The sequence below is a fragment of the Pseudomonas sp. GL-RE-26 genome (assembly GCF_019956275.1).
Classification (GTDB): domain Bacteria; phylum Pseudomonadota; class Gammaproteobacteria; order Pseudomonadales; family Pseudomonadaceae; genus Aquipseudomonas; species Aquipseudomonas grandcourensis.
This window is the reverse complement of the sequence record NZ_JAHBDI010000066.1, coordinates 50,998-68,390: the sequence shown is the minus strand read 5'-3', so window position 1 is coordinate 68,390 and position 17,393 is coordinate 50,998. Positions and strand designations below refer to the sequence as shown.

At 59.8% G+C, this 17,393-nt stretch carries 16 protein-coding genes; 10 read left to right on the top strand and 6 right to left on the bottom strand.

The window, feature by feature from the left end; all coding sequences use genetic code 11:
* Positions 1-166: 166 nt before the first annotated feature.
* The 3 genes from KGB07_RS25820 to KGB07_RS25810 all read left to right on the top strand — a co-directional run bounded on the left by KGB07_RS25820 (position 167) and on the right by KGB07_RS25810 (position 6,097).
* Positions 167-2,680 (top strand): fused MFS/spermidine synthase, encoded by a 2,514-nt coding sequence (locus KGB07_RS25820; protein WP_223466956.1) that lies wholly within the window; start codon positions 167-169, stop codon positions 2,678-2,680.
* Between the two features lie 226 nt (positions 2,681-2,906).
* Positions 2,907-5,267 carry a tetratricopeptide repeat protein gene (locus tag KGB07_RS25815; RefSeq protein WP_223466954.1) on the top strand — a complete coding sequence of 787 codons (2,361 nt, stop codon included), beginning with the start codon at positions 2,907-2,909 and terminating at the stop codon, positions 5,265-5,267.
* Between the two features lie 329 nt (positions 5,268-5,596).
* Positions 5,597-6,097 (top strand): hypothetical protein, encoded by a 501-nt coding sequence (locus KGB07_RS25810; RefSeq protein WP_223466953.1) that lies wholly within the window; start codon positions 5,597-5,599, stop codon positions 6,095-6,097.
* 49 nt (positions 6,098-6,146) lie between these two features.
* Here KGB07_RS25810 and KGB07_RS25805 read toward each other — a convergent pair whose 3' ends face one another.
* Positions 6,147-6,629: a DUF934 domain-containing protein gene (locus KGB07_RS25805; RefSeq protein ID WP_046037152.1), complete on the bottom strand. Its 483-nt coding sequence runs from the start codon at positions 6,627-6,629 to the stop codon at positions 6,147-6,149.
* Positions 6,626-8,299: a nitrite/sulfite reductase gene (locus KGB07_RS25800; protein ID WP_046037153.1), complete on the bottom strand. Its 1,674-nt coding sequence runs from the start codon at positions 8,297-8,299 to the stop codon at positions 6,626-6,628. The genes KGB07_RS25805 and KGB07_RS25800 overlap by 4 nt, the downstream gene beginning before the upstream one ends.
* Before the next feature lie 239 nt (positions 8,300-8,538).
* Here KGB07_RS25800 and ccoN point away from each other — a divergent pair, with 239 nt between their 5' ends.
* Together ccoN and KGB07_RS25790 are read left to right on the top strand one after the other, a co-directional pair.
* On the top strand, positions 8,539-9,966 hold the full coding sequence (gene ccoN / locus KGB07_RS25795) for a cytochrome-c oxidase, cbb3-type subunit I (protein WP_223466952.1): 1,428 nt from the start codon (positions 8,539-8,541) through the stop codon (positions 9,964-9,966).
* Positions 9,966-10,187, top strand: a complete 222-nt coding sequence (locus KGB07_RS25790) for a hypothetical protein (RefSeq protein ID WP_046037155.1) — start codon at positions 9,966-9,968, stop codon at positions 10,185-10,187. The genes ccoN and KGB07_RS25790 overlap by 1 nt, the downstream gene beginning before the upstream one ends.
* Before the next feature lie 57 nt (positions 10,188-10,244).
* Here KGB07_RS25790 and KGB07_RS25785 read toward each other — a convergent pair whose 3' ends face one another.
* The 4 genes from KGB07_RS25785 to KGB07_RS25770 all read right to left on the bottom strand — a co-directional run bounded on the left by KGB07_RS25785 (position 10,245) and on the right by KGB07_RS25770 (position 13,009).
* Positions 10,245-10,739, bottom strand: a complete 495-nt coding sequence (locus KGB07_RS25785) for a hypothetical protein (RefSeq protein WP_046037156.1) — start codon at positions 10,737-10,739, stop codon at positions 10,245-10,247.
* A gap of 163 nt (positions 10,740-10,902) precedes the next feature.
* Positions 10,903-11,430, bottom strand: a complete 528-nt coding sequence (locus tag KGB07_RS25780; RefSeq protein WP_046037157.1) for a GNAT family N-acetyltransferase — start codon at positions 11,428-11,430, stop codon at positions 10,903-10,905.
* An 84-nt stretch (positions 11,431-11,514) separates the two neighbouring features.
* Entirely contained in the window at positions 11,515-12,495 is a 981-nt protein-coding gene (locus KGB07_RS25775; protein WP_223466951.1) for a LysR family transcriptional regulator, read from the bottom strand.
* Between the two features lie 73 nt (positions 12,496-12,568).
* A complete protein-coding gene (locus tag KGB07_RS25770; RefSeq protein ID WP_223466950.1) occupies positions 12,569-13,009 on the bottom strand; it encodes a carboxymuconolactone decarboxylase family protein in 441 nt (146 codons plus the stop codon).
* Positions 13,010-13,214: 205 nt separating this feature from the next.
* Between KGB07_RS25770 and KGB07_RS25765 the strand changes: the two genes are divergently transcribed.
* The 5 genes from KGB07_RS25765 to KGB07_RS25745 all read left to right on the top strand — a co-directional run bounded on the left by KGB07_RS25765 (position 13,215) and on the right by KGB07_RS25745 (position 17,364).
* Positions 13,215-14,648 (top strand): PLP-dependent aminotransferase family protein, encoded by a 1,434-nt coding sequence (locus tag KGB07_RS25765; protein ID WP_223466949.1) that lies wholly within the window; start codon positions 13,215-13,217, stop codon positions 14,646-14,648.
* A gap of 123 nt (positions 14,649-14,771) precedes the next feature.
* Entirely contained in the window at positions 14,772-15,065 is a 294-nt protein-coding gene (locus KGB07_RS25760; protein ID WP_046037161.1) for a putative quinol monooxygenase, read from the top strand.
* Between the two features lie 161 nt (positions 15,066-15,226).
* The gene (locus KGB07_RS25755) at positions 15,227-15,637 is read left to right on the top strand and encodes a cupin domain-containing protein (protein WP_223466948.1); all 411 of its coding nucleotides are present in this window, start codon (positions 15,227-15,229) and stop codon (positions 15,635-15,637) included.
* Between the two features lie 228 nt (positions 15,638-15,865).
* Positions 15,866-16,576 carry a hypothetical protein gene (locus KGB07_RS25750; RefSeq protein ID WP_046037163.1) on the top strand — a complete coding sequence of 237 codons (711 nt, stop codon included), beginning with the start codon at positions 15,866-15,868 and terminating at the stop codon, positions 16,574-16,576.
* A 185-nt stretch (positions 16,577-16,761) separates the two neighbouring features.
* On the top strand, positions 16,762-17,364 hold the full coding sequence (locus KGB07_RS25745; RefSeq protein WP_223466947.1) for a hypothetical protein: 603 nt from the start codon (positions 16,762-16,764) through the stop codon (positions 17,362-17,364).
* Positions 17,365-17,393: the final 29 nt, after the last annotated feature.

Genomic DNA, 17,393 nt, shown 5'->3' with positions numbered 1-17,393 from the left:
CGCCCTCACCGGCGAGCGGACTTATTCATGGCGAACACTGGACTCTGTGGCGAGGGGGCTTGTCGGAATGCCCCCTCGCCACAATAGGTTTGTAAGGTTTGAAATTATCTGACTGACTCAGACCCAGCAGTCATTGTTTTTACGTACCGGAACAAGGCAATCCGCAATGACCTCACGTGTCGCCAGCAAGTCGTCGGCCATACCTACCCAACAAGTCGCCTCACCGGCGCTGTTGATCCCCGCCCTGTTGCTGTTTGTCTCCGGCGCCGCCGCGCTGGTGTACCAGGTGCTGTGGATCAAGCAGCTGTCGCTGGTCGTTGGCGTCGAGGTCTATGCCATCACCACCGGGATCAGCGCGTTCTTTGCCGGGCTGGCCTTGGGTGGCTTGCTGTTCGGGCGCTGGGCGGATCGGATGCAACAACCGGTTGTGCTGTACGCCGGGCTGGAAGTGCTGGTGGCGATACTCGGTGTCGGCGCGACGTTCGCCATGAGCCTGGCGGCCAGCCCGTTTGCCTGGCTGGAAGAACAGGTCGGATTGCTGGCCTGGGTGCTACCGTTCGCGCTGGTGGGGATTCCCGCGCTGTTGATGGGCGGCACCCTGCCGGTGCTGGTTCGCTCCCTGGCCACTGACCCGCAACACTTGGGCAAGGCCGGCGGGCAACTGTATGCGGCGAACACCGCCGGGGCCATCGCCGGCACTCTGCTCGCCGCGTTCGTGCTGATTGCCACCCTCGGCGTGCGCGGCAGCGCGCTGGCTGCCGCCATGCTGAACCTGCTGGCCGCCGCAGGGGCCTTGTGGTTCCAGCGCCAGCGCGTGGCACCCATCGATGCCCCGGTGAAACATCACACCGACAAAGCCCCCGACCGCCTGGCCCTGTGGCTGTATTCCATCGCCGGCGGTGTGGCCCTGGGCTACGAAGTGGTGTGGTCGCAATCGATCGTGCAATTCATGAGCACCCGCACCTACGCCTTTGCCGTGGTGCTGGCGACCTACCTCACCGGGTTGTTCCTGGGCAGCATGCTGCTGGCACGTCGGGTCGATCGTCTGCGCGATCCCTGGGGGGTATTCGGTTTGCTGATCGCCGCAGCCGGTGCCATTGCCTTGCTGGAAGTGGCGTTGCTCGGACGCTGGCTGGTGCTTGCACAAACCCTGGCGGAAAGCTGGGTATTGTCACTGGGCGGCAGTGAACTGGCGGGCATGAGCACACGGTTTGCCGTGGCCGCCTTGAGCATCGTGTTTGTACCGACCCTGTTGCTGGGGGCGGCGTTCCCGTTGGCCCTGCGCTTGAGCGTCGGCGGCGAACAGGTGGGGCGCAACGTCGGCGAAGTCGTCGCGTTCAATACCCTTGGCGGGATTGTCGGCGTGATGCTCTGTGGCTTTGTCCTGATCCCGATGCTGGGTCTGGTGCGGACCCTGGGTCTGCTGGCAATGATTGCCGCCGGTATCGCGTACCTCGCCGTGGGCAAGGGCCATGGCGTGAAGAAAGGCCGGCGCCAGGCGGTGGTTGCCATCGGCCTGGTGTCCCTGGCACTCGCCGTGTTCACGCCGGTCAACAAGCTCGCCAGCCTGCTGCCAGGTGCGCGCAACGGCACGCTGACGTTCTACGAAGAAGGCCGTGGCGGGACCGTCGCCGTGGTCACCCAGGGCAAAGGCGACAGAGCCTTCCAGCGTTTGTACATCCAGGGCGTGTCCAATACCGGCGACGCCATGCCGTCCCTGCGCTACATGCGGATCCAGGCGCTGCTGCCCCTGTTGATCCACAACGGTGAGCCGCGCTCTGCCCTCGTGATCGGTTTCGGTACCGGCATCACCGCGGGCGCCCTGACCCGCTACCCCGGCCTGGAACATCGCGTGGTCGCAGAACTGCTGCCTTCGGTGGTCAAGGCGGCCCCCTTGTTCAAGGGCAACTTCAATGCCGCGGCCGATCCAGGTGTCGATGTGCGCTTGCGTGACGGTCGCCAGGAACTGCTGCGCAATCCGCAGCGCTACGACCTGATCACCCTCGAACCACCACCGCCCTCCGCTGCCGGCGTGGTCAACCTGTATTCCCGGGACTTCTATCAACTGGCCGCCAGCCGTTTGCACAAACAAGGCCTGGTCGCCCAATGGCTGCCGCTGCCAACGCAGAACATCGACGACTCGCGCTCATTGGTGCGCAGCTTCCTCGACGTGTTCCCGTACGCGACCCTGTGGACCAGTGAATTCCACGAGATGCTGCTGGTAGGCTCGATGGAGCCGATTGAACTGGATGCGGCGAAGATCAACGTGCGCTTCCAGCAAGACAGCGTTCGCAGCACCTTGCAGGATGTCGGTGTCGGTTCGGCCGCCGCGTTGCTCGCCACCTGGGTGACTGACCGTGCGGGGCTTGAACGCTTCGCTGGCGATGCGCAACCGGTGACGGACGACCAGCCGAAGATCGAATACGCACCCTGGGTTCGCTCGAAAGAGATCAGCCGCGTGTTGCCTGCCCTGCTCGACTTGCACCAGCCGCCAGCCGTGTTGAACGCCGACGCCGGGTTCATCGAACGCATGAACATCCAGCAACAACGCCTGATGCAGTTCTATCGGGCGAGCTTGTATGCCTACGACGGAAACCGTGACGCCTGGGCCCGGGATATGCGCGAGGTGATGCGCGGGGATTCCGGGAATCCGTATTACCGGTGGTTTGTCGGGGAGTGATTGGGTGCCTGATAGATCGCCTTCGCGGGCAAGCCCGCTTCCACAAGGTGTTGTGTCGTACTCAATTGCTGTGAACAACACCAAGCCCTGTGGGAGCGGGCTTGCCCGCGAAGGGGCCATCCGCTTCACAGCATCTGCCATTTGACAGACGCCGACCATCCGACAAAGCTGCATCAAGCTTCATCGCGCGCCGCAAGGCAAACGCACCTGGACCATGGAAGTCGTAATGCCGAAACATAAAAATAAAGCTGCAACCCCAAACCCTGATTCGCAACCGACCCTGATCAACCGCTACCTGTTCCCTGTCACCATCGGCATCCTGCTGCTGGCCGTGGCGGGCATCGGCTGGTTTTTGCTGGGCAGCACACCGACGACGCCCAAGCCAGTCCCCGTCAGCGCCCCTGCCGTGCAACCGGCCAAACCGCAACAGGTCGCTGTCGCGCCTGCGAAAATGGTCGATGAGCAACAATGCCAGGGCTGCCACGGCGAGCAGGTCAAGGACTGGCAAGGCTCCCATCACCAACTGGCGATGCAGCAAGCCAACGCGGACACCCTGCTCGGCGACTTCAACAACGTCACCTTCAAGGCCGAGAAAGAGACCACGGTGTTCTCGCGCAAAGGCGACGAATTCTGGGTCAACACGCCCGGAATCGATGGCAAGAACGCCGATTTCAAGGTCGCCTACACCTTTGGCATCGCCCCCTTGCAGCAATACCTGATCGAGGTCGGCGAAGGCCGCTTGCAGGCCCTCGCCGTGGCCTGGGATACCGAGAAGCACCGCTGGTTTCACCTCTATCCGGGCCAGGGCGTGACCTTCAAGAACCCGCTGCACTGGAGCAAGCCGAGCCAGAACGCCAACTTCATGTGCGTCGAGTGCCACACCACCGGTTACAAGCGCAATTTCGATGCGGCGAAAAACACCTTTGACAGTCACTGGAACAGCCTCGGTGTCGGCTGCCAGGCCTGCCATGGTCCGGCGTCCAATCACCTGGAGTGGACCGCGAAGAAAACCGACCTGATCCATGCCGGCTTTGCCGTCGACCTCAAGGACAAGAACGCCACCGTCGAAATCGAAACCTGCGCCCGCTGCCACTCGCGCCGCGCGCCCCTGGACGATGGCTACACGGTCGGCAAGCGGCTGATGGACGACTACCTGCCGAGCGTCCTGACCCGCGAACTGTACGCGCTGGACGGCAAGATCAAGGATGAAGTGTTCGAACACGGCTCCTTTGCCCAGAGCAAAATGTTCGACAAGGGCGTGCGTTGCAGCAACTGCCACAACCCCCATAGCACTCAGTTGAAGGCCCCCGGTAACGGCGTTTGCCTGCAATGCCACAACACCGCCGGCAAAACCACTGTGGAAGGTGTCGACGGTAAAGGCCTGCAAGCGAAAAACTACGATTCCGTCGAACACACTCGCCACACCATGGGCCAACCGGGCTCGCAGTGCGTGGATTGCCACATGCCCGGCAAGTTCTACATGGGCAACGACTTCCGCCATGACCACAGCTTCAGCATCCCCAACCCCGAGCGGGCGAAAAAACTGGGGACGCCTGACGCCTGCCTGACCTGCCACCAGGGCAAGGCCGGCGACAAGGTCACCGAGCAGTTCAAGCTGTGGAACACCGCCAACGCCAGCGCGGTACAAGCCCCGCGCTACGACGAAAGCCTGTGGCTGATTCGCAACGGTCAGGCCGGCGCCGCCGAGGCCTTGTTCGAGCAATTGCAACGCAGCAACCTGCCGGCGATTCAACGGGCGACGCTGCTGGCCGAACTGCCGGCGTACCCAAGCGAACAGGCATTGAAACTGGCCACCAAGGACCTGGGCAACCCGGCGCCGCAGGTCCGCGAGAGCGCGGTACGAGCGGTCAGTGCGTTCCTGCCGCCAGCGGAGCGTGCGCCATTGCTCACGCCATTGCTGAGCGACCCGGTGCGGGCCGTGCGCATCGCCGTCGCCCGGGACTTGCTCAGCGTGGCACGCAATGGTCTGGGTAGCGCCCAGGACAACTGGAATGCCGCCATCGCCGAATACGAGGCGGTGCAAAAGAACCTGGCCGAGCGCGCCGAGGCCAACCTGAACCTGGCCATGCTCTATCAGGCCAATGGCCGCAGCGCAGAAGTCGAAGCTTTGCTGCGTACCTCCCTGCAGCGCGATCCGGACTTCTACCCGGCGCTGGTCACCCTGGTGCAATGGCTGGAGGCCAACGGTCGCAGCCAGGAAGCCCATGCCCTGCTGGCGCAAAGCCTCAAGGACCACCCCGACTCGGGCCTGCTGCAACACACCCAAGGCCTGGCACTGATTCGTGCGGGCCAGGCCGCCCAAGCCATGCCGTACCTGCGCAAGGCTGCGCAACTGGAGCCACAGAGCGGACAGTTCGGTTATGTGCTGGCGGTGGCCCTGCATGACAGCGGCAAGATTGACCAGGCGTGCGCAGAGCTGGAACGGCTATTGAAAGAACAGCCAGCCAACCGCAATGCCCGCTTGTCGTTGATCCAGTACTACCTGGACAACGGCCAGGAGCCCAAGGCGCAAGTGCTGTTGCAGGGCTGGAAGAAAATGAACATGGGGGATCCGGCGTTGAAATGATCGGGGCTGAACCGGACGCCCCTTCACGGTCAATCCTGCTCGCACAGGGTTAGCGTCGTCGACAGAATCTGTGTACGACGCTAACCCTGTGCGAGCGGGCGTGCCCGCGATGACGGCCGTGTGAGCAACGCCCATCCCAGGCATGCCCCTTCCCCGTTTGCCCTGTATCGGTCAGCAAACAATGCGAACCCCTTATATTCTTGGTGATATCACTACGCCACTAGTGATAAGGTTCGCGGCGCTTGAAAAACCTCTCCCCCATTACATTTCGAGGCGACATGAAGCACGCCTCGGCCAATGACGGCAATGACCGGTCGCAAGGATCAACCATGGAAGCTCTCCGCAAGCTGTTCACCGTTACAGCCCTGACCACAGCACTCCTGACTTCGGGCTGTGCAAGCATCGTCGGTGACAGCAAATACCCGGTGAACGTATCGAGCACGCCTAGCGGCGCCAACTTCACCATTACCAACAAAGCCGGTGTCGTCGTACATAACGGCTCCACGCCCAACACCGTGACACTGCCTTCCGGTCGTGGTTACTTCAAGGGCGAGACCTACACCGTCACCTTCAAAAAAGAAGGATATGCCGATAGCAGCACCACGCTGGAAACCAGCATGAGCGGCTGGTACTGGGGCAACATCCTGCTTGGCGGGTTGATCGGCATGCTGGTAGTCGATCCACTGACCGGCGCAATGTACAAACTTCCTGAAGGCGCCGAGGGTAACCTCGGCAGTCCGGTGGCCGGCGAAGCACCAAAAAACCTGACACTGCTGGAAATCGATCAGCTGTCGCCAATCGAGCGCGCGACGCTGGTTCGCATCAACTGACAGCACCCGGCGCATTCCGCCGTTCGGGATGCGCCCTTTTGCTGGTCAGCTAGCCTCTGCGACGAAACAACGGCCGCGGCTCAATCACCGAACGCCCGTACAACACGCTCATCCCCGCCAATCCCTTCAATGCATCTTCTGCGGATTTGTCTTCACGCACGGCAAAGCTGTCGAAACCGCATTGGCGCATGTGGCTGAGTTGATCGCGCAAAACATCGCCGATGGCGCGCAACTCGCCGGCCCAGCCCAATCGCGTGCGCAGCAGATACGCCTGACTGTACCCGCGGCCATCGCGAAAGCTCGGAAAATCCAGGGCGATCAAAGGCAGTTGGGCAAACCATGGCTGAAGGCTTTCCACTTCATCGTCCGGCCCCAGCCACACGCCGCTTTGCGACGGGTTTTCCAGCCAGCGGCTCAGCGGCAGAATCGCGGCACCCACGGGCAGCGGTGCTTGCGGGTCGCGCACGAGCTTCCACGGATCATCCGCGACAATCCGCGCCATGCCCTCTTCCAACCGCAACAGATTGTTCATGCCGACACCTCCAGCACTTTCGCATATACCGCCTCCTTGAACGGCTCTAGCCCGATCCGTTGGAAAGCGTCGACGAACAGTTCTTCGCTCTCGCGATAACGCACGAAGGTGTCGATGATGCGCTCGATCACCTCGGGCACTTCGGCGGCGCTGAAGGACGGGCCAATGACCTTGCCCAACGCGCTGTGCTTGCCCTGGGCGCCGCCGAGGGTGATCTGGTACCACTCGGCACCGTTCTTATCGACCCCCAGAATGCCGATGTTGCCGATGTGATGGTGACCGCAGGCATTCATGCAGCCGGAGATATTGAGGCTGATGTCGCCCAGGTCGTGCAGGTAGTCGAGGTCTTCGAAGCGTGCGGCAATAGCCTTGGCGATGGGGATCGACTTGGCATTGGCCAGCGCGCAGAAGTCGCCACCGGGGCAGGCGATGATGTCGGTGAGCAATCCGGCGTTGGCACTGCCCAGATTGTGTCCGCAGGCCAGGCGCCACAGGGTGAACAGATCGGCCTTGGACACGTCAGGAAGGACGATATTCTGCTCATGGGCAATGCGGATTTCACCGAAGCCGAAGCGTTCGGACCACTCGGCCACCGCCTCCATCTGTCCGGTAGTGACATCGCCCGGTGGCGCAGCGCTGCCGGGCTTGGTCGACAACACCACGCTGGCATAGCCCGATATTTTGTGCGGCTGCACGTTACGCTGCACCCAACGAGCGAACGCCGGGTTTTCGGCCAGGTGCGTGCCGAAATCGAGATGGGTGTCGGACAGATCACGATATGGCGGTGCGACGAACGCACTGGCCACACGCTCGAACTCGTCAAGGGTCAGTTGCGCCGGGCCGTCCTTGAGGAACTGCCACTCTTGCTCCACTTCCCGGGCGAAGGCCTCGATGCCCAAGGCTTTGACCAGGATCTTGATTCGCGCCTTGTACTTGTTGTCCCGCCGGCCATGGCGGTTATACACCCGCAGCACCGCCTCTACGTAAGACAGCAGGTGCTGCCACGGCAAGCCTTCGCGGATCTGCAAGCCGAGGATCGGCGTGCGCCCCAGACCGCCACCCACCATGACTCGCAGGAGCATGTGTCCTTCGGAGCCTGGGTAAAGATAAAGGCCGATGTCATGCATCATGATCGCCGCGCGGTCCTGCTCGGCCGAGCAGATGGCGATCTTGAACTTGCGCGGCAGGAACAGGAATTCCGGGTTGATGGTCGACCACTGCCGCAGAATTTCCGCCAACGGTCGCGGGTCAATCATTTCGTCGGCCGCAACCCCGGCAAAGGCTTCGGTGGTGATGTTGCGCACGCAGTTGCCGGAGGTCTGGATCGCATGCATTTCCACCTCGGCCAGGCGTTCGAGGATGTCCGGCACCTGAGCCAGTTCGATCCAGTTGAACTGCATGTTCTGCCGGGTGGTGAAATGGCCGTAGCCGCGATCGTAATCCCGGGCGATGCTCGCCAACGTACGCATCTGCCGGGCACTCAGCGTGCCGTAGGGAATCGCCACCCGCAGCATGTAGGCGTGCTTTTGCATGTACAGGCCGTTCTGCAGGCGCAACGGCAGGAACTCTTCTTCGTTCAGCTCACCGGCCATGAAGCGCTCGACCTGATCGCGAAACTGCGCAACCCGTTCGAGCACCAGTGCCCGATCGTAATCATCGTATTGATACATAGCTACCTCATCAGGATTGCGGGGCATCGGGCTCTGTGGCTCGTTCACAAGAGCGACTATGCGCCAGCGGTGCAGCGTGTTACAGATTCACCTGAATCGTTAAAAACCGTATCAGAGCGCGCAAGATCGCCGCAGCATTGCAACTTATCTGATCCGCATAAATGAAATATTCCTGAGCCTGTTTTGTTTTCGCCACGGTTTTTACAGTGCACGTCATTGCAACCGTGGAAGCATCGATCATGAGCACAACAACTATCGGACAGGCCTATAACTACAAGGTCGTCCGCCAATTCATCGTGGCAACCGTGATCTGGGGCGTCGTGGGAATGGCGATGGGCGTGTGGATCGCCTCGCAACTGGTGTGGCCGCAGATGAACCTGGACCTGCCGTGGACCACCTTCGGCCGCTTGCGCCCGCTGCACACCAGCCTGGTGATTTTCGGTTTCGCCGGCAGCGCACAATTCGCCGCCAGCTATTACGCGGTGCAGCGTACCTGCCAGGTGCGGCTGTTCTCGGACACACTCGCCGGCTTCACGTTCTGGGGCTGGCAGTCGGTGATTGTGGTGATGCTGATCACCCTGCCGCTGGGCTACACCACCACCAAGGAGTACGCCGAAATCGAATTCACCGGCGCGGTGTGGATGACCGTGGTCTGGATTGCATACGCCGTGGTGTTTTTCACTACCGTAGTGCAACGCAAGACCAGACACATCTACGTCGGCAACTGGTTCTTCGGTGCATTCATCGTGGTCATCGCCATGCTGCACGTGGTCAATCACCTGTCGATTCCAGTCGGCTGGTTCAAGTCCTATCCGGTGTATTCCGGGGCCACCGACGCCATGGTGCAATGGTGGTACGGGCACAACGCCGTGGGCTTTTTCCTCACCACCGGTTTCCTCGGGATGATGTATTACTTCGTGCCGAAACAGGCGGGCCGGCCGGTGTATTCCTATCGCCTGTCAATTGTGCACTTCTGGGCGCTGATCACCCTGTACATCTGGGCCGGCCCGCACCACTTGCACTACACCGCGCTGCCGGACTGGGCGCAGTCGCTGGGCATGGCCATGTCGCTGATCCTGCTGGCGCCGAGTTGGGGCGGGATGATCAACGGTATGATGACCCTGTCCGGTGCCTGGCATAAGTTGCGCACCGACCCGATCCTGCGTTTCCTGGTGCTGTCCCTGGCCTTCTACGGCATGTCGACCTTCGAAGGGCCGATGATGGCGATCAAGACCGTCAACGCCCTCTCCCACTATACCGACTGGACCATCGGCCACGTGCACGCCGGGGCGCTGGGCTGGGTGGCGATGATTACCTTCGGTGCGACCTATCACATGGTGCCGAAGGTATTCGGACGCGATCAGATGCACAGCACGCCGCTGATCAACCTGCACTTTTGGCTGGCGACCATCGGCACCGTGCTGTACATCGCCTCGATGTGGGTCAACGGCATCACCCAGGGTCTGATGTGGCGCGCGATCAACGATGACGGCACGCTGACCTACTCCTTCGTCGAAGCCTTGCAGGCCAGCCATCCGGGATTCGTCGTGCGCTTTGCCGGCGGGGTGTTCTTCCTCAGCGGCATGCTGCTGATGGCCTACAACGTGTGGCGCACGGTGCAGGTAACGGACGTGGCGATGGCCGAACGCGAGGCGCGGTTAGCCTGATGATTGAAGTCATATTGAACATTCTGGGTGTGGCATTTTTGTGGTTCGCCATCGAGTATTGTCTGCACCACCAGACCGCCGAGAGCCTGGACGATGCGAGCCTGATCCCGTTTGCGGATGACCCGGAAGTGGCGCGACGGGTGGAATTGGCGACCGGGAAAACCGTTAGAACACTGCCGCCGGAAGAGGCGAATCCGGATTGGGGAACCCTCGATATTTGATGTAGCACCGATGACTGTGGGAGCAAGCTCGCTCCCACAGGGTTGTATGTCGAGATTTCAGGTACGCTCCCGGGGAATCAGGCTTTGCAGTTGTTGCGCCAGGAAGTTTGCATCGAACTCAAAAGTGTCCGGGTCTTTCAAGCCATTGGTCTTGCGCCACTGCCAGCTAGTGGATGGCGGCAGGCACACCAGTGACACGCTGCCATAACGTGCTGCTGTAAAGCCCATCACCGACACGGAAATCTGCCCGCCGACACCCATCACCTCCGGCACGAACTCCACCGGTTTGCCAGCGATCAGGATGCTGAGCTTTTCGGTCTTGAATGGAGAGGTCTCCACCGGAACACTCGGCCCCAACGCGACATACACTTCGCGGTTCACTTCGAGCAGGTTAGGCGCCTTGACCGGTTCCAGCCACTGCTGGATTTGATCGAACAGTCCAGCGATGCGCGCTACCCATTGTGCCGATTGCGACTCGAACAGCTGTTTCTTGTGCGCTTCGCTTTCTGCGTAGTGACGAAGCATCTCGCCCAGTTGCTGTACGTCGTCCATTGCGGTGGTCCTTTGGTTGAAGCAGTACTGCGGAGTTTCAGAATGGCAGATGCGCGTTGCCAGCGTACGACTAAAAGCGCGAACGGTACTGGCTGGGGGTCAGAGAGATGCATTCGACATTTTCTGAGAGATCGAAATGCGGATCCACGGGACACTCGCCTGATCACAGCACCCTGCCCTTGGGCGGGCGACGCAGGCGCGCCATGCTCAAGGTGTCCACCAATACGCCGTCACGCACGGCGTAATCACGGAACAGGCCCTCGGTTTCGAAGCCGAACTTGCGGTACAGGGCAATGGCCGCTTCGTTGTCGGCATACACCGACAGCTCGATGCGCTGCAGATTCATCCAGTTGTCGGCGATATCCAGCGCCGTCGCAAGCAACTTCGAGCCCACGCCCTTACCCTGCCACGCCACCGCAACGCCCATGCCGAAACTGCCGGCATGGCTGCGACGAATGCGTGAGAACTGCTCCAGGCCAATATTGCCGACGACCGTGCCTTGATGCAGGGCCACCACTTTCACCAGGCGTTCGTTATCCAGCGCCAGGCGATTTCGCCAGAGTTCGGTGGACTGAAACGGCATTTGCAGGGTTTGACGGGCGATTGCGGGATCGTTGTACAGCGCCGTAATGCCTTCGATGTGGGATTCGTTGAAGCGTTCGAGGGTGATAACGGGTTCGGTGGCTGGCATGGGTGAATCATCCTTGAAGCAGACATGGCCGTTCACTCTATAACGCTACCTTCCAGTGTGGCGAGAACCACATTTTGATCGCGCTCAGCTTTCGAACCATTCCCGGCGCTCGCTGAAGGTGTTTTCAATCAACTCGACGATCATCCGTACCTGCACGTCGTCCCCGGAATGGGCGTTGACCGCCATCCACACCTGACGCCGCATTGGCTGTTCAAACAGCCCCGGCAAGGCAATCAGCCCACGGTCGAAATGGCTCATGTAGTGCGGCAACAGGCCGATGCAGGCACTGCATCGGATCATCTCCAGCATCAGCCCGTAGGATTGCAGTTGCACCGCCCCGGCCAAGCGTTGATCCACCAGTGCATTCCATGGCCGGAAGCTCTCAACCTGACAGTCCTGCCGCCATTGCACCAGGAGAAAATCGGCCAGTTCGTCCAGGCATTCCGGCCTGGAAGCAACCCGCGAGTAGCGCTTGGCAATATGCGGCAGGTATTCCAGCTGCGCCAGACACAGGGGTTCTGTGGTGACAAAGCTCGGCCCCGGTAACGGCGATCCGCTCTCGCCCAGCCACACCACCACGTCGGCGCTGACCGCCTGCAATGCCAATTCGCTGTCGAGGGTCATGATGTCCAGGCGCACGCTGGCGTTGCGCCGCAGCAATGCAACCAGGTCACGTCCGAGAATGTCATGCAGGATCGAATCCGCCACGGCCAGGCGAATCAACGGCTGCTGGATCACCGGAAAATTGCGCTCATGGGCCAGGGCGATCAATTGGGCGTGCAAGCGCAAGCCGTCGCGGCTGAGGCTGAAACCATTGTCAGAATGGTTGAACAGCGAACACTGGAGTTGCGTTTCAAGCAGTACCAGTTGCCTGCGCAGGCGGGTGGCCTTGATGTTGAGACTGCGGGCGGCCTGCATGAAGCAACCGCAACGGGCGCTGACGGTGAAACACAGCGCCAGTTCGGGGTCGATAGCCGCCGCCAACTGGCGCCAGGACGCGTTTTTATCGAAAGCGACACGATACTCCGCAGCCCCCTGGTGGGTGCTGGCTTCCATGAATGACATTGAGGACTCCCTGTCGATCTGACACTGACAGGTGCATCCTGCGGATCGTTCATGAAGCTGCTGTGACAATGACTCAGGCGCTGGGTGTCTGCCGGAAGCTCACGGCCAGGCGATTCCAGCTGTTGATGGTGGTGACGGCGATGGTCAGGTCGACCATTTCGCTTGCGTTGAACTGCTCCCGGGTTTGCGCGTAGACATCGTCCGGCACATGGCCTTCGGAGAGCAACGTGACCGCCTCGGTCCAGGCCAGCGCTGCTCTTTCCCGGGGATTGAAAAAGTTGCTGTCGCGCCAAACCACAATGGAATACAGACGCCGGTCGCTTTCGCCCAGGCGCCGTGCATCCACCGAGTGCATGTCGGTGCAAAAGGCGCAGCCATTGAGCTGCGAAGCACGAATCTTGATCAGGTGCAGCAGGCCCTGCTCGATGCTCAGGCTGCTGGTCAGGGCCTCCATGGCGATCATGGCTTTCATCGCCTTGGGGGACGCGCTGTAGTAATCCAGACGGGGGTTCATGGATCGATCTCGTGCAACCGTTAGGTGAACTTCACGGTAGTCGCTGGCGCGCAGGCATGACAGATCCAATCGGGCGATTTCCCCGGGGACCACCGCCACCAGACCAATCGACGGTTTTTCCACTGCACAACTTCTGTACCACGAGCGGATAAGGGTAATCTTGCGCGACGCACACGCGCCTCAACAACCCCGGAGCCTCGCCGGTATGGAACTACATGTTGTCATCAACGGCCGCAAGGACCTGGCCGGCCAGCTGTACAACCAACTGCGCAGCGCCATCGAGTCCGGTCGCCTGACCGCCGGAACGCAACTGCCGCCCAGCCGCTTGCTGGCCGAACAACTGGGTATTTCGCGCAAGACCATTTCCGACACCTACGCCCAGCTGACCTACGAAAACTTCCTCACCGGGGTGGTCGGCAAAGGTACCTACGTCAACGCGCGCTCGTCGAAGGTGCAGCGTAAACAGAGCCATACCGAGCTGGGCGGCTTCGAGGTGATCGAGTCCTGGCGCAACCTTCCGGTGTTTCTGCGTCATCCGACCCTGGAAGGCTCGCTGCGCTACGACTTCATTGGTGGCGCCACCAGCAAGGGCCAGTTTCCCCAGGATGACTGGCGGCGCTGCACCTCCCATGCACTGCGCCAGATTTCCAGTTCCAAGGGCTTATACAGCTTGCCCGAGGGCTTGCCGGCGCTGCGTAACGCCATTGCGCAGCACATCGCGTTCTCCCGCGGGGTCAATTGTCAGGATGAGGATGTGGTGGTGTGCAACGGCGCGCAACAGGCGCTGGACCTGATTGCCCGGGTGCTGATCAGTCCGGGCAGCCTGGTCGCCATGGAAGACCCCGGCTACCCGCCGGCGCGCCTGCTGTTCGGCACCCACGGCGCCACGGTGATTGGCGTGCCAGTGGACGCCGAAGGCATTGTGGTGGACCAGATTCCTCGCGGCACTCGCCTGATCTATGTCACCCCGTCGCACCAGTTCCCGCTGGGCATGCCCATGAGCCAGGCGCGCCGGGAAGCGCTGCTGGCCAAGGCCCATGAGCTGGGTGCGATCATCATCGAGGACGACTACGACAGCGAGTTCCGCTATGAAGGCCGCCCCACCGATTCCCTGCAGAGCATGGATGAACGGGGGATCGTTGCCTACGTCGGGACGTTCTCCAAAACCCTGTTGCCGGAACTGCGGCTCGGCTATGGGATCCTGCCGCCAGCGATCCTCGAGGCCGTGGTACGCGCCAAACAGCTCACCGACCTGCACACTTCGACCCTGCCACAATGGGCGCTGGCCAAGTTCATCGCCGAAGGCTGCCTGCTCAAGCACATCCGGCGCTGCCATACGGTCTATGCCGGGCGCCGCGAACGGATCCTGATGCGGATGGCGGGCGATCTTTCGCCCTGGCTGGAGGCGGTGCCGTCCACCGCCGGATTCCACATGGTGGTGATGTGCAAAGTGCCGATGGATATTCCATTGGTGATCGAACTGGCGAAAAAAGTCGAAGTCGGGCTCTATGCCATCGACAGCTTTTTCTATCAGCAAGCGCCAAAGGCCGGGCTTTTCTTCGGTTTTGGCGCCATCGAAACCCTCGACATCGACATCGCCCTGGACCGTTTGCGCGACATCCTGCAGCAGGTGGCCTGACGGATTGGCCTGCGGTTTTATCTGGCAATTGGCTATTGGCGGTCCCGGGGGCCGGGCCTATCCTGCATAGGCGTTATCCCTCAATGAGCAGGATTCGTCCGACCTGATTCAGGAGTGTGAGCAATGTCCCATGAAGTGATCAATACCGTACAGGTGCAGGCCGCCGCCGGCCGCTCGGATGAACTGGGTAAGCAACTGCAGAAGATTGTCGAAACCCTGCGTGAACTTCCTGGCTGTGAATCCTATATGGTCGACCGCTGCCCCGAGGACACCAATCGCTGGACCGTCAGCGCCCACTGGCAATCGGAAGCGGCCATGCGATCGCATTTCAACTGCCCGGAAGTCCAGGGCTTTATCAGCCTGATCGATAGCCAGTTGGCCAATGCCGTGGACTTCAACAGTTTTCCGATCGTTTAACCATTTCCTGTGGCGAGGGAGCTTGCTCCCTCACCATCTTTTTTTCTCCATTGGCCCTTCTGCAATTGGTCCCCTCGCCTTCCAGAATATTGGCTGTTTAACCTCTACTGCTTGCGGACTACTGTTGTTTTCGACAACTAACCCACCGCAGGTAAAGAACCATGAACGTGTTGCGTTTCTGTGCTGCCCCCCTCGCTGCCCTGGCCCTGACTGTGTCGGCATCGGCCTTTGCCCATGATCCTTCGGAAAAGGTCACCGTTTTGCAGGACGAAATGCTGAAGAACGTCCCTGGCCAAAAAGCGATGATGATCGAAGTCGATTACCAACCCGGTCAGTCTTCCATCGCCCACAAACACGACGGCACCACCATGGCCTATGTCCTTTCCGGAGAAATCACCTCCCAGGTGAAGGGCCAGCCAGCGAAAACCTACAAGCCCGGAGAGTTCTGGTATGAGCCGGCGGGTTCGGAACACATGGTGTCGAAAAACGCCAGCGCAACCCAGCCGGCCAAGTTGCTGGTGTTCATGGTATTGGCCCCCGACCAGAAGGTGTTGATCCCACTGGAACACTGATGGCTGAACGTACAGCTATAAATAAAAAGGCTCGAATCGCGAATTCGGGCCTTTTTATTTCCTCACGCAATTAACCGAAGACGTTTAAACCAAACAAAACTATTGGTCGCCTGACAAGTGCGGACATTGGCTATTTAAATTAATCATCCAGGGTTTAGTCTTGAGTCTCCGTCGGCACATCGCCGGCAACTTCAACTTTCGACCAAGTTGTTTCACTGGAGAAACACCATGAAACTTGCGCTTGTCAGTACGTTGACGATGACCGCTCTCCTGGCTGGCTGTTCGATTCCTACCGCACCTACCGCGGTGTCTTCACTGGACGGAGTCTTCACCGAACCGGTGGGCCGCAGCAACGCGACCCGCATCCCCAACGGCAGCCAGGTGTCGCTGGGCGTCGTGTACAGCCGCAACACCCAGGCCAACCGTGCCTATCTTCAGGACTACCAGGCCAACGCCGGCACCGGTTTCGGCCAGAGCCTGCTGGTACAACCGATTCACGATGCCTATGTCGCCACCTCGAAACCCGACCTGGCGGTGGACTGGGTCAAGGCCTCGCTGCAACGCCAGTTTGGTTCAGTGACGGTTTACCCGGACATGCAAAGCCTCAAGGCCGCGAAACCGGATGTGGTGGCCATCGTCGACAGCCGCAGCCAATTGATCACCTCACGCAGTTCGGATGTCGAGTCCAAAGTCAGCGCGGACTTCTATGATCGCAACTTCAACTACATCGGGACTGCACAAGGTCATGACGGCAAAGCGCTGAGTCCGGTATGGGCCGACTACAAGCGCAGCGAAGAGATCGTTGCCGATATCAACGAGCAACAGAATGTGCAGGTACGGGCATTGCAGAAGTTTGACCAGTCGCTCAACAGTATGATGACCCACCCGACAAACAACCTTTCGTCAACCGAAACCGCAACAAACCGCAAGACCTTCTGAGCGCACATTTATGGTGATCAGCCTTGTTCTTCAAACGACGGGGCTGACCACATCAATGTAATTGCAGGTTCACGAAATAGCGCTGCGAAAACACACGAAACAATTAACTACAGCGCGATCGATCTGACTGGCGATATTCTGGGCGTCCACCTAGGGAATGCAACACATTAAATAAAGGACTATTTATGAACACAGGTGAAAAACGCTCATTTATCGCACGCCTTACTTGCGGTGGCAGCCCCATTACTTTTCTTCAGGAATTCAAGCCACACAAGCTTTTCAATAGAGAACCGATACTGAAACAAATCCTTACAGCTCAAAGCGACTATCGTCCACCCGTATTCGTTCTTGACCCATCCACTAACAAAATGGTTCGCGTTGCGTATTCCATCCGAACCAAAAACACCGTGGTTGTACATTTCGAGTGCTACGACGACCATTACAATATGAAAATAGTCAGCAACCCTTATTATCAACAATACATCAGCAGAAACGACGAGGGTTGTCTGCTTGCCCTTCCGCCCGCTGGAGCGAACACCGCGTCATTCAACTTGCTGGATGCTGATCACAACATCATCACCCTCGATGATTTGAGCTCTGACACATCGACTGTTTACTTGAAAGCTCGCAATGCAGGAATAATCAGGAAACAAATAAACGGGGGCACGGACAGCTACACCCACCGCTACTCTACTTTTACTGACCGTGCAGGAGACATTGTGAAATTCCAGTTAAATATCCTCGAGAGGCATACAGTCTCACCGAGACTCTCGACACCTTATCCTTGATGTATCGACGTGTATTCAAACCAATCGCT

Excerpts from the sequence above, each read along its gene's own strand:
- KGB07_RS25820 (WP_223466956.1), top strand. The coding sequence starts at position 167 with ATGACCTCACGTGTCGCCAGCAAGTCGTCGGCCATACCTACCCAACAA.
- KGB07_RS25815 (WP_223466954.1), top strand. The coding sequence starts at position 2,907 with ATGCCGAAACATAAAAATAAAGCTGCAACCCCAAACCCTGATTCGCAA.
- KGB07_RS25810 (WP_223466953.1), top strand. The coding sequence starts at position 5,597 with ATGGAAGCTCTCCGCAAGCTGTTCACCGTTACAGCCCTGACCACAGCA.
- KGB07_RS25805 (WP_046037152.1), bottom strand. The coding sequence starts at position 6,629 with ATGAACAATCTGTTGCGGTTGGAAGAGGGCATGGCGCGGATTGTCGCG.
- KGB07_RS25800 (WP_046037153.1), bottom strand. The coding sequence starts at position 8,299 with ATGTATCAATACGATGATTACGATCGGGCACTGGTGCTCGAACGGGTT.
- ccoN (WP_223466952.1), top strand. The coding sequence starts at position 8,539 with ATGAGCACAACAACTATCGGACAGGCCTATAACTACAAGGTCGTCCGC.
- KGB07_RS25790 (WP_046037155.1), top strand. The coding sequence starts at position 9,966 with ATGATTGAAGTCATATTGAACATTCTGGGTGTGGCATTTTTGTGGTTC.
- KGB07_RS25785 (WP_046037156.1), bottom strand. The coding sequence starts at position 10,739 with ATGGACGACGTACAGCAACTGGGCGAGATGCTTCGTCACTACGCAGAA.
- KGB07_RS25780 (WP_046037157.1), bottom strand. The coding sequence starts at position 11,430 with ATGCCAGCCACCGAACCCGTTATCACCCTCGAACGCTTCAACGAATCC.
- KGB07_RS25775 (WP_223466951.1), bottom strand. The coding sequence starts at position 12,495 with ATGTCATTCATGGAAGCCAGCACCCACCAGGGGGCTGCGGAGTATCGT.
- KGB07_RS25770 (WP_223466950.1), bottom strand. The coding sequence starts at position 13,009 with ATGAACCCCCGTCTGGATTACTACAGCGCGTCCCCCAAGGCGATGAAA.
- KGB07_RS25765 (WP_223466949.1), top strand. The coding sequence starts at position 13,215 with ATGGAACTACATGTTGTCATCAACGGCCGCAAGGACCTGGCCGGCCAG.
- KGB07_RS25760 (WP_046037161.1), top strand. The coding sequence starts at position 14,772 with ATGTCCCATGAAGTGATCAATACCGTACAGGTGCAGGCCGCCGCCGGC.
- KGB07_RS25755 (WP_223466948.1), top strand. The coding sequence starts at position 15,227 with ATGAACGTGTTGCGTTTCTGTGCTGCCCCCCTCGCTGCCCTGGCCCTG.
- KGB07_RS25750 (WP_046037163.1), top strand. The coding sequence starts at position 15,866 with ATGAAACTTGCGCTTGTCAGTACGTTGACGATGACCGCTCTCCTGGCT.
- KGB07_RS25745 (WP_223466947.1), top strand. The coding sequence starts at position 16,762 with ATGAACACAGGTGAAAAACGCTCATTTATCGCACGCCTTACTTGCGGT.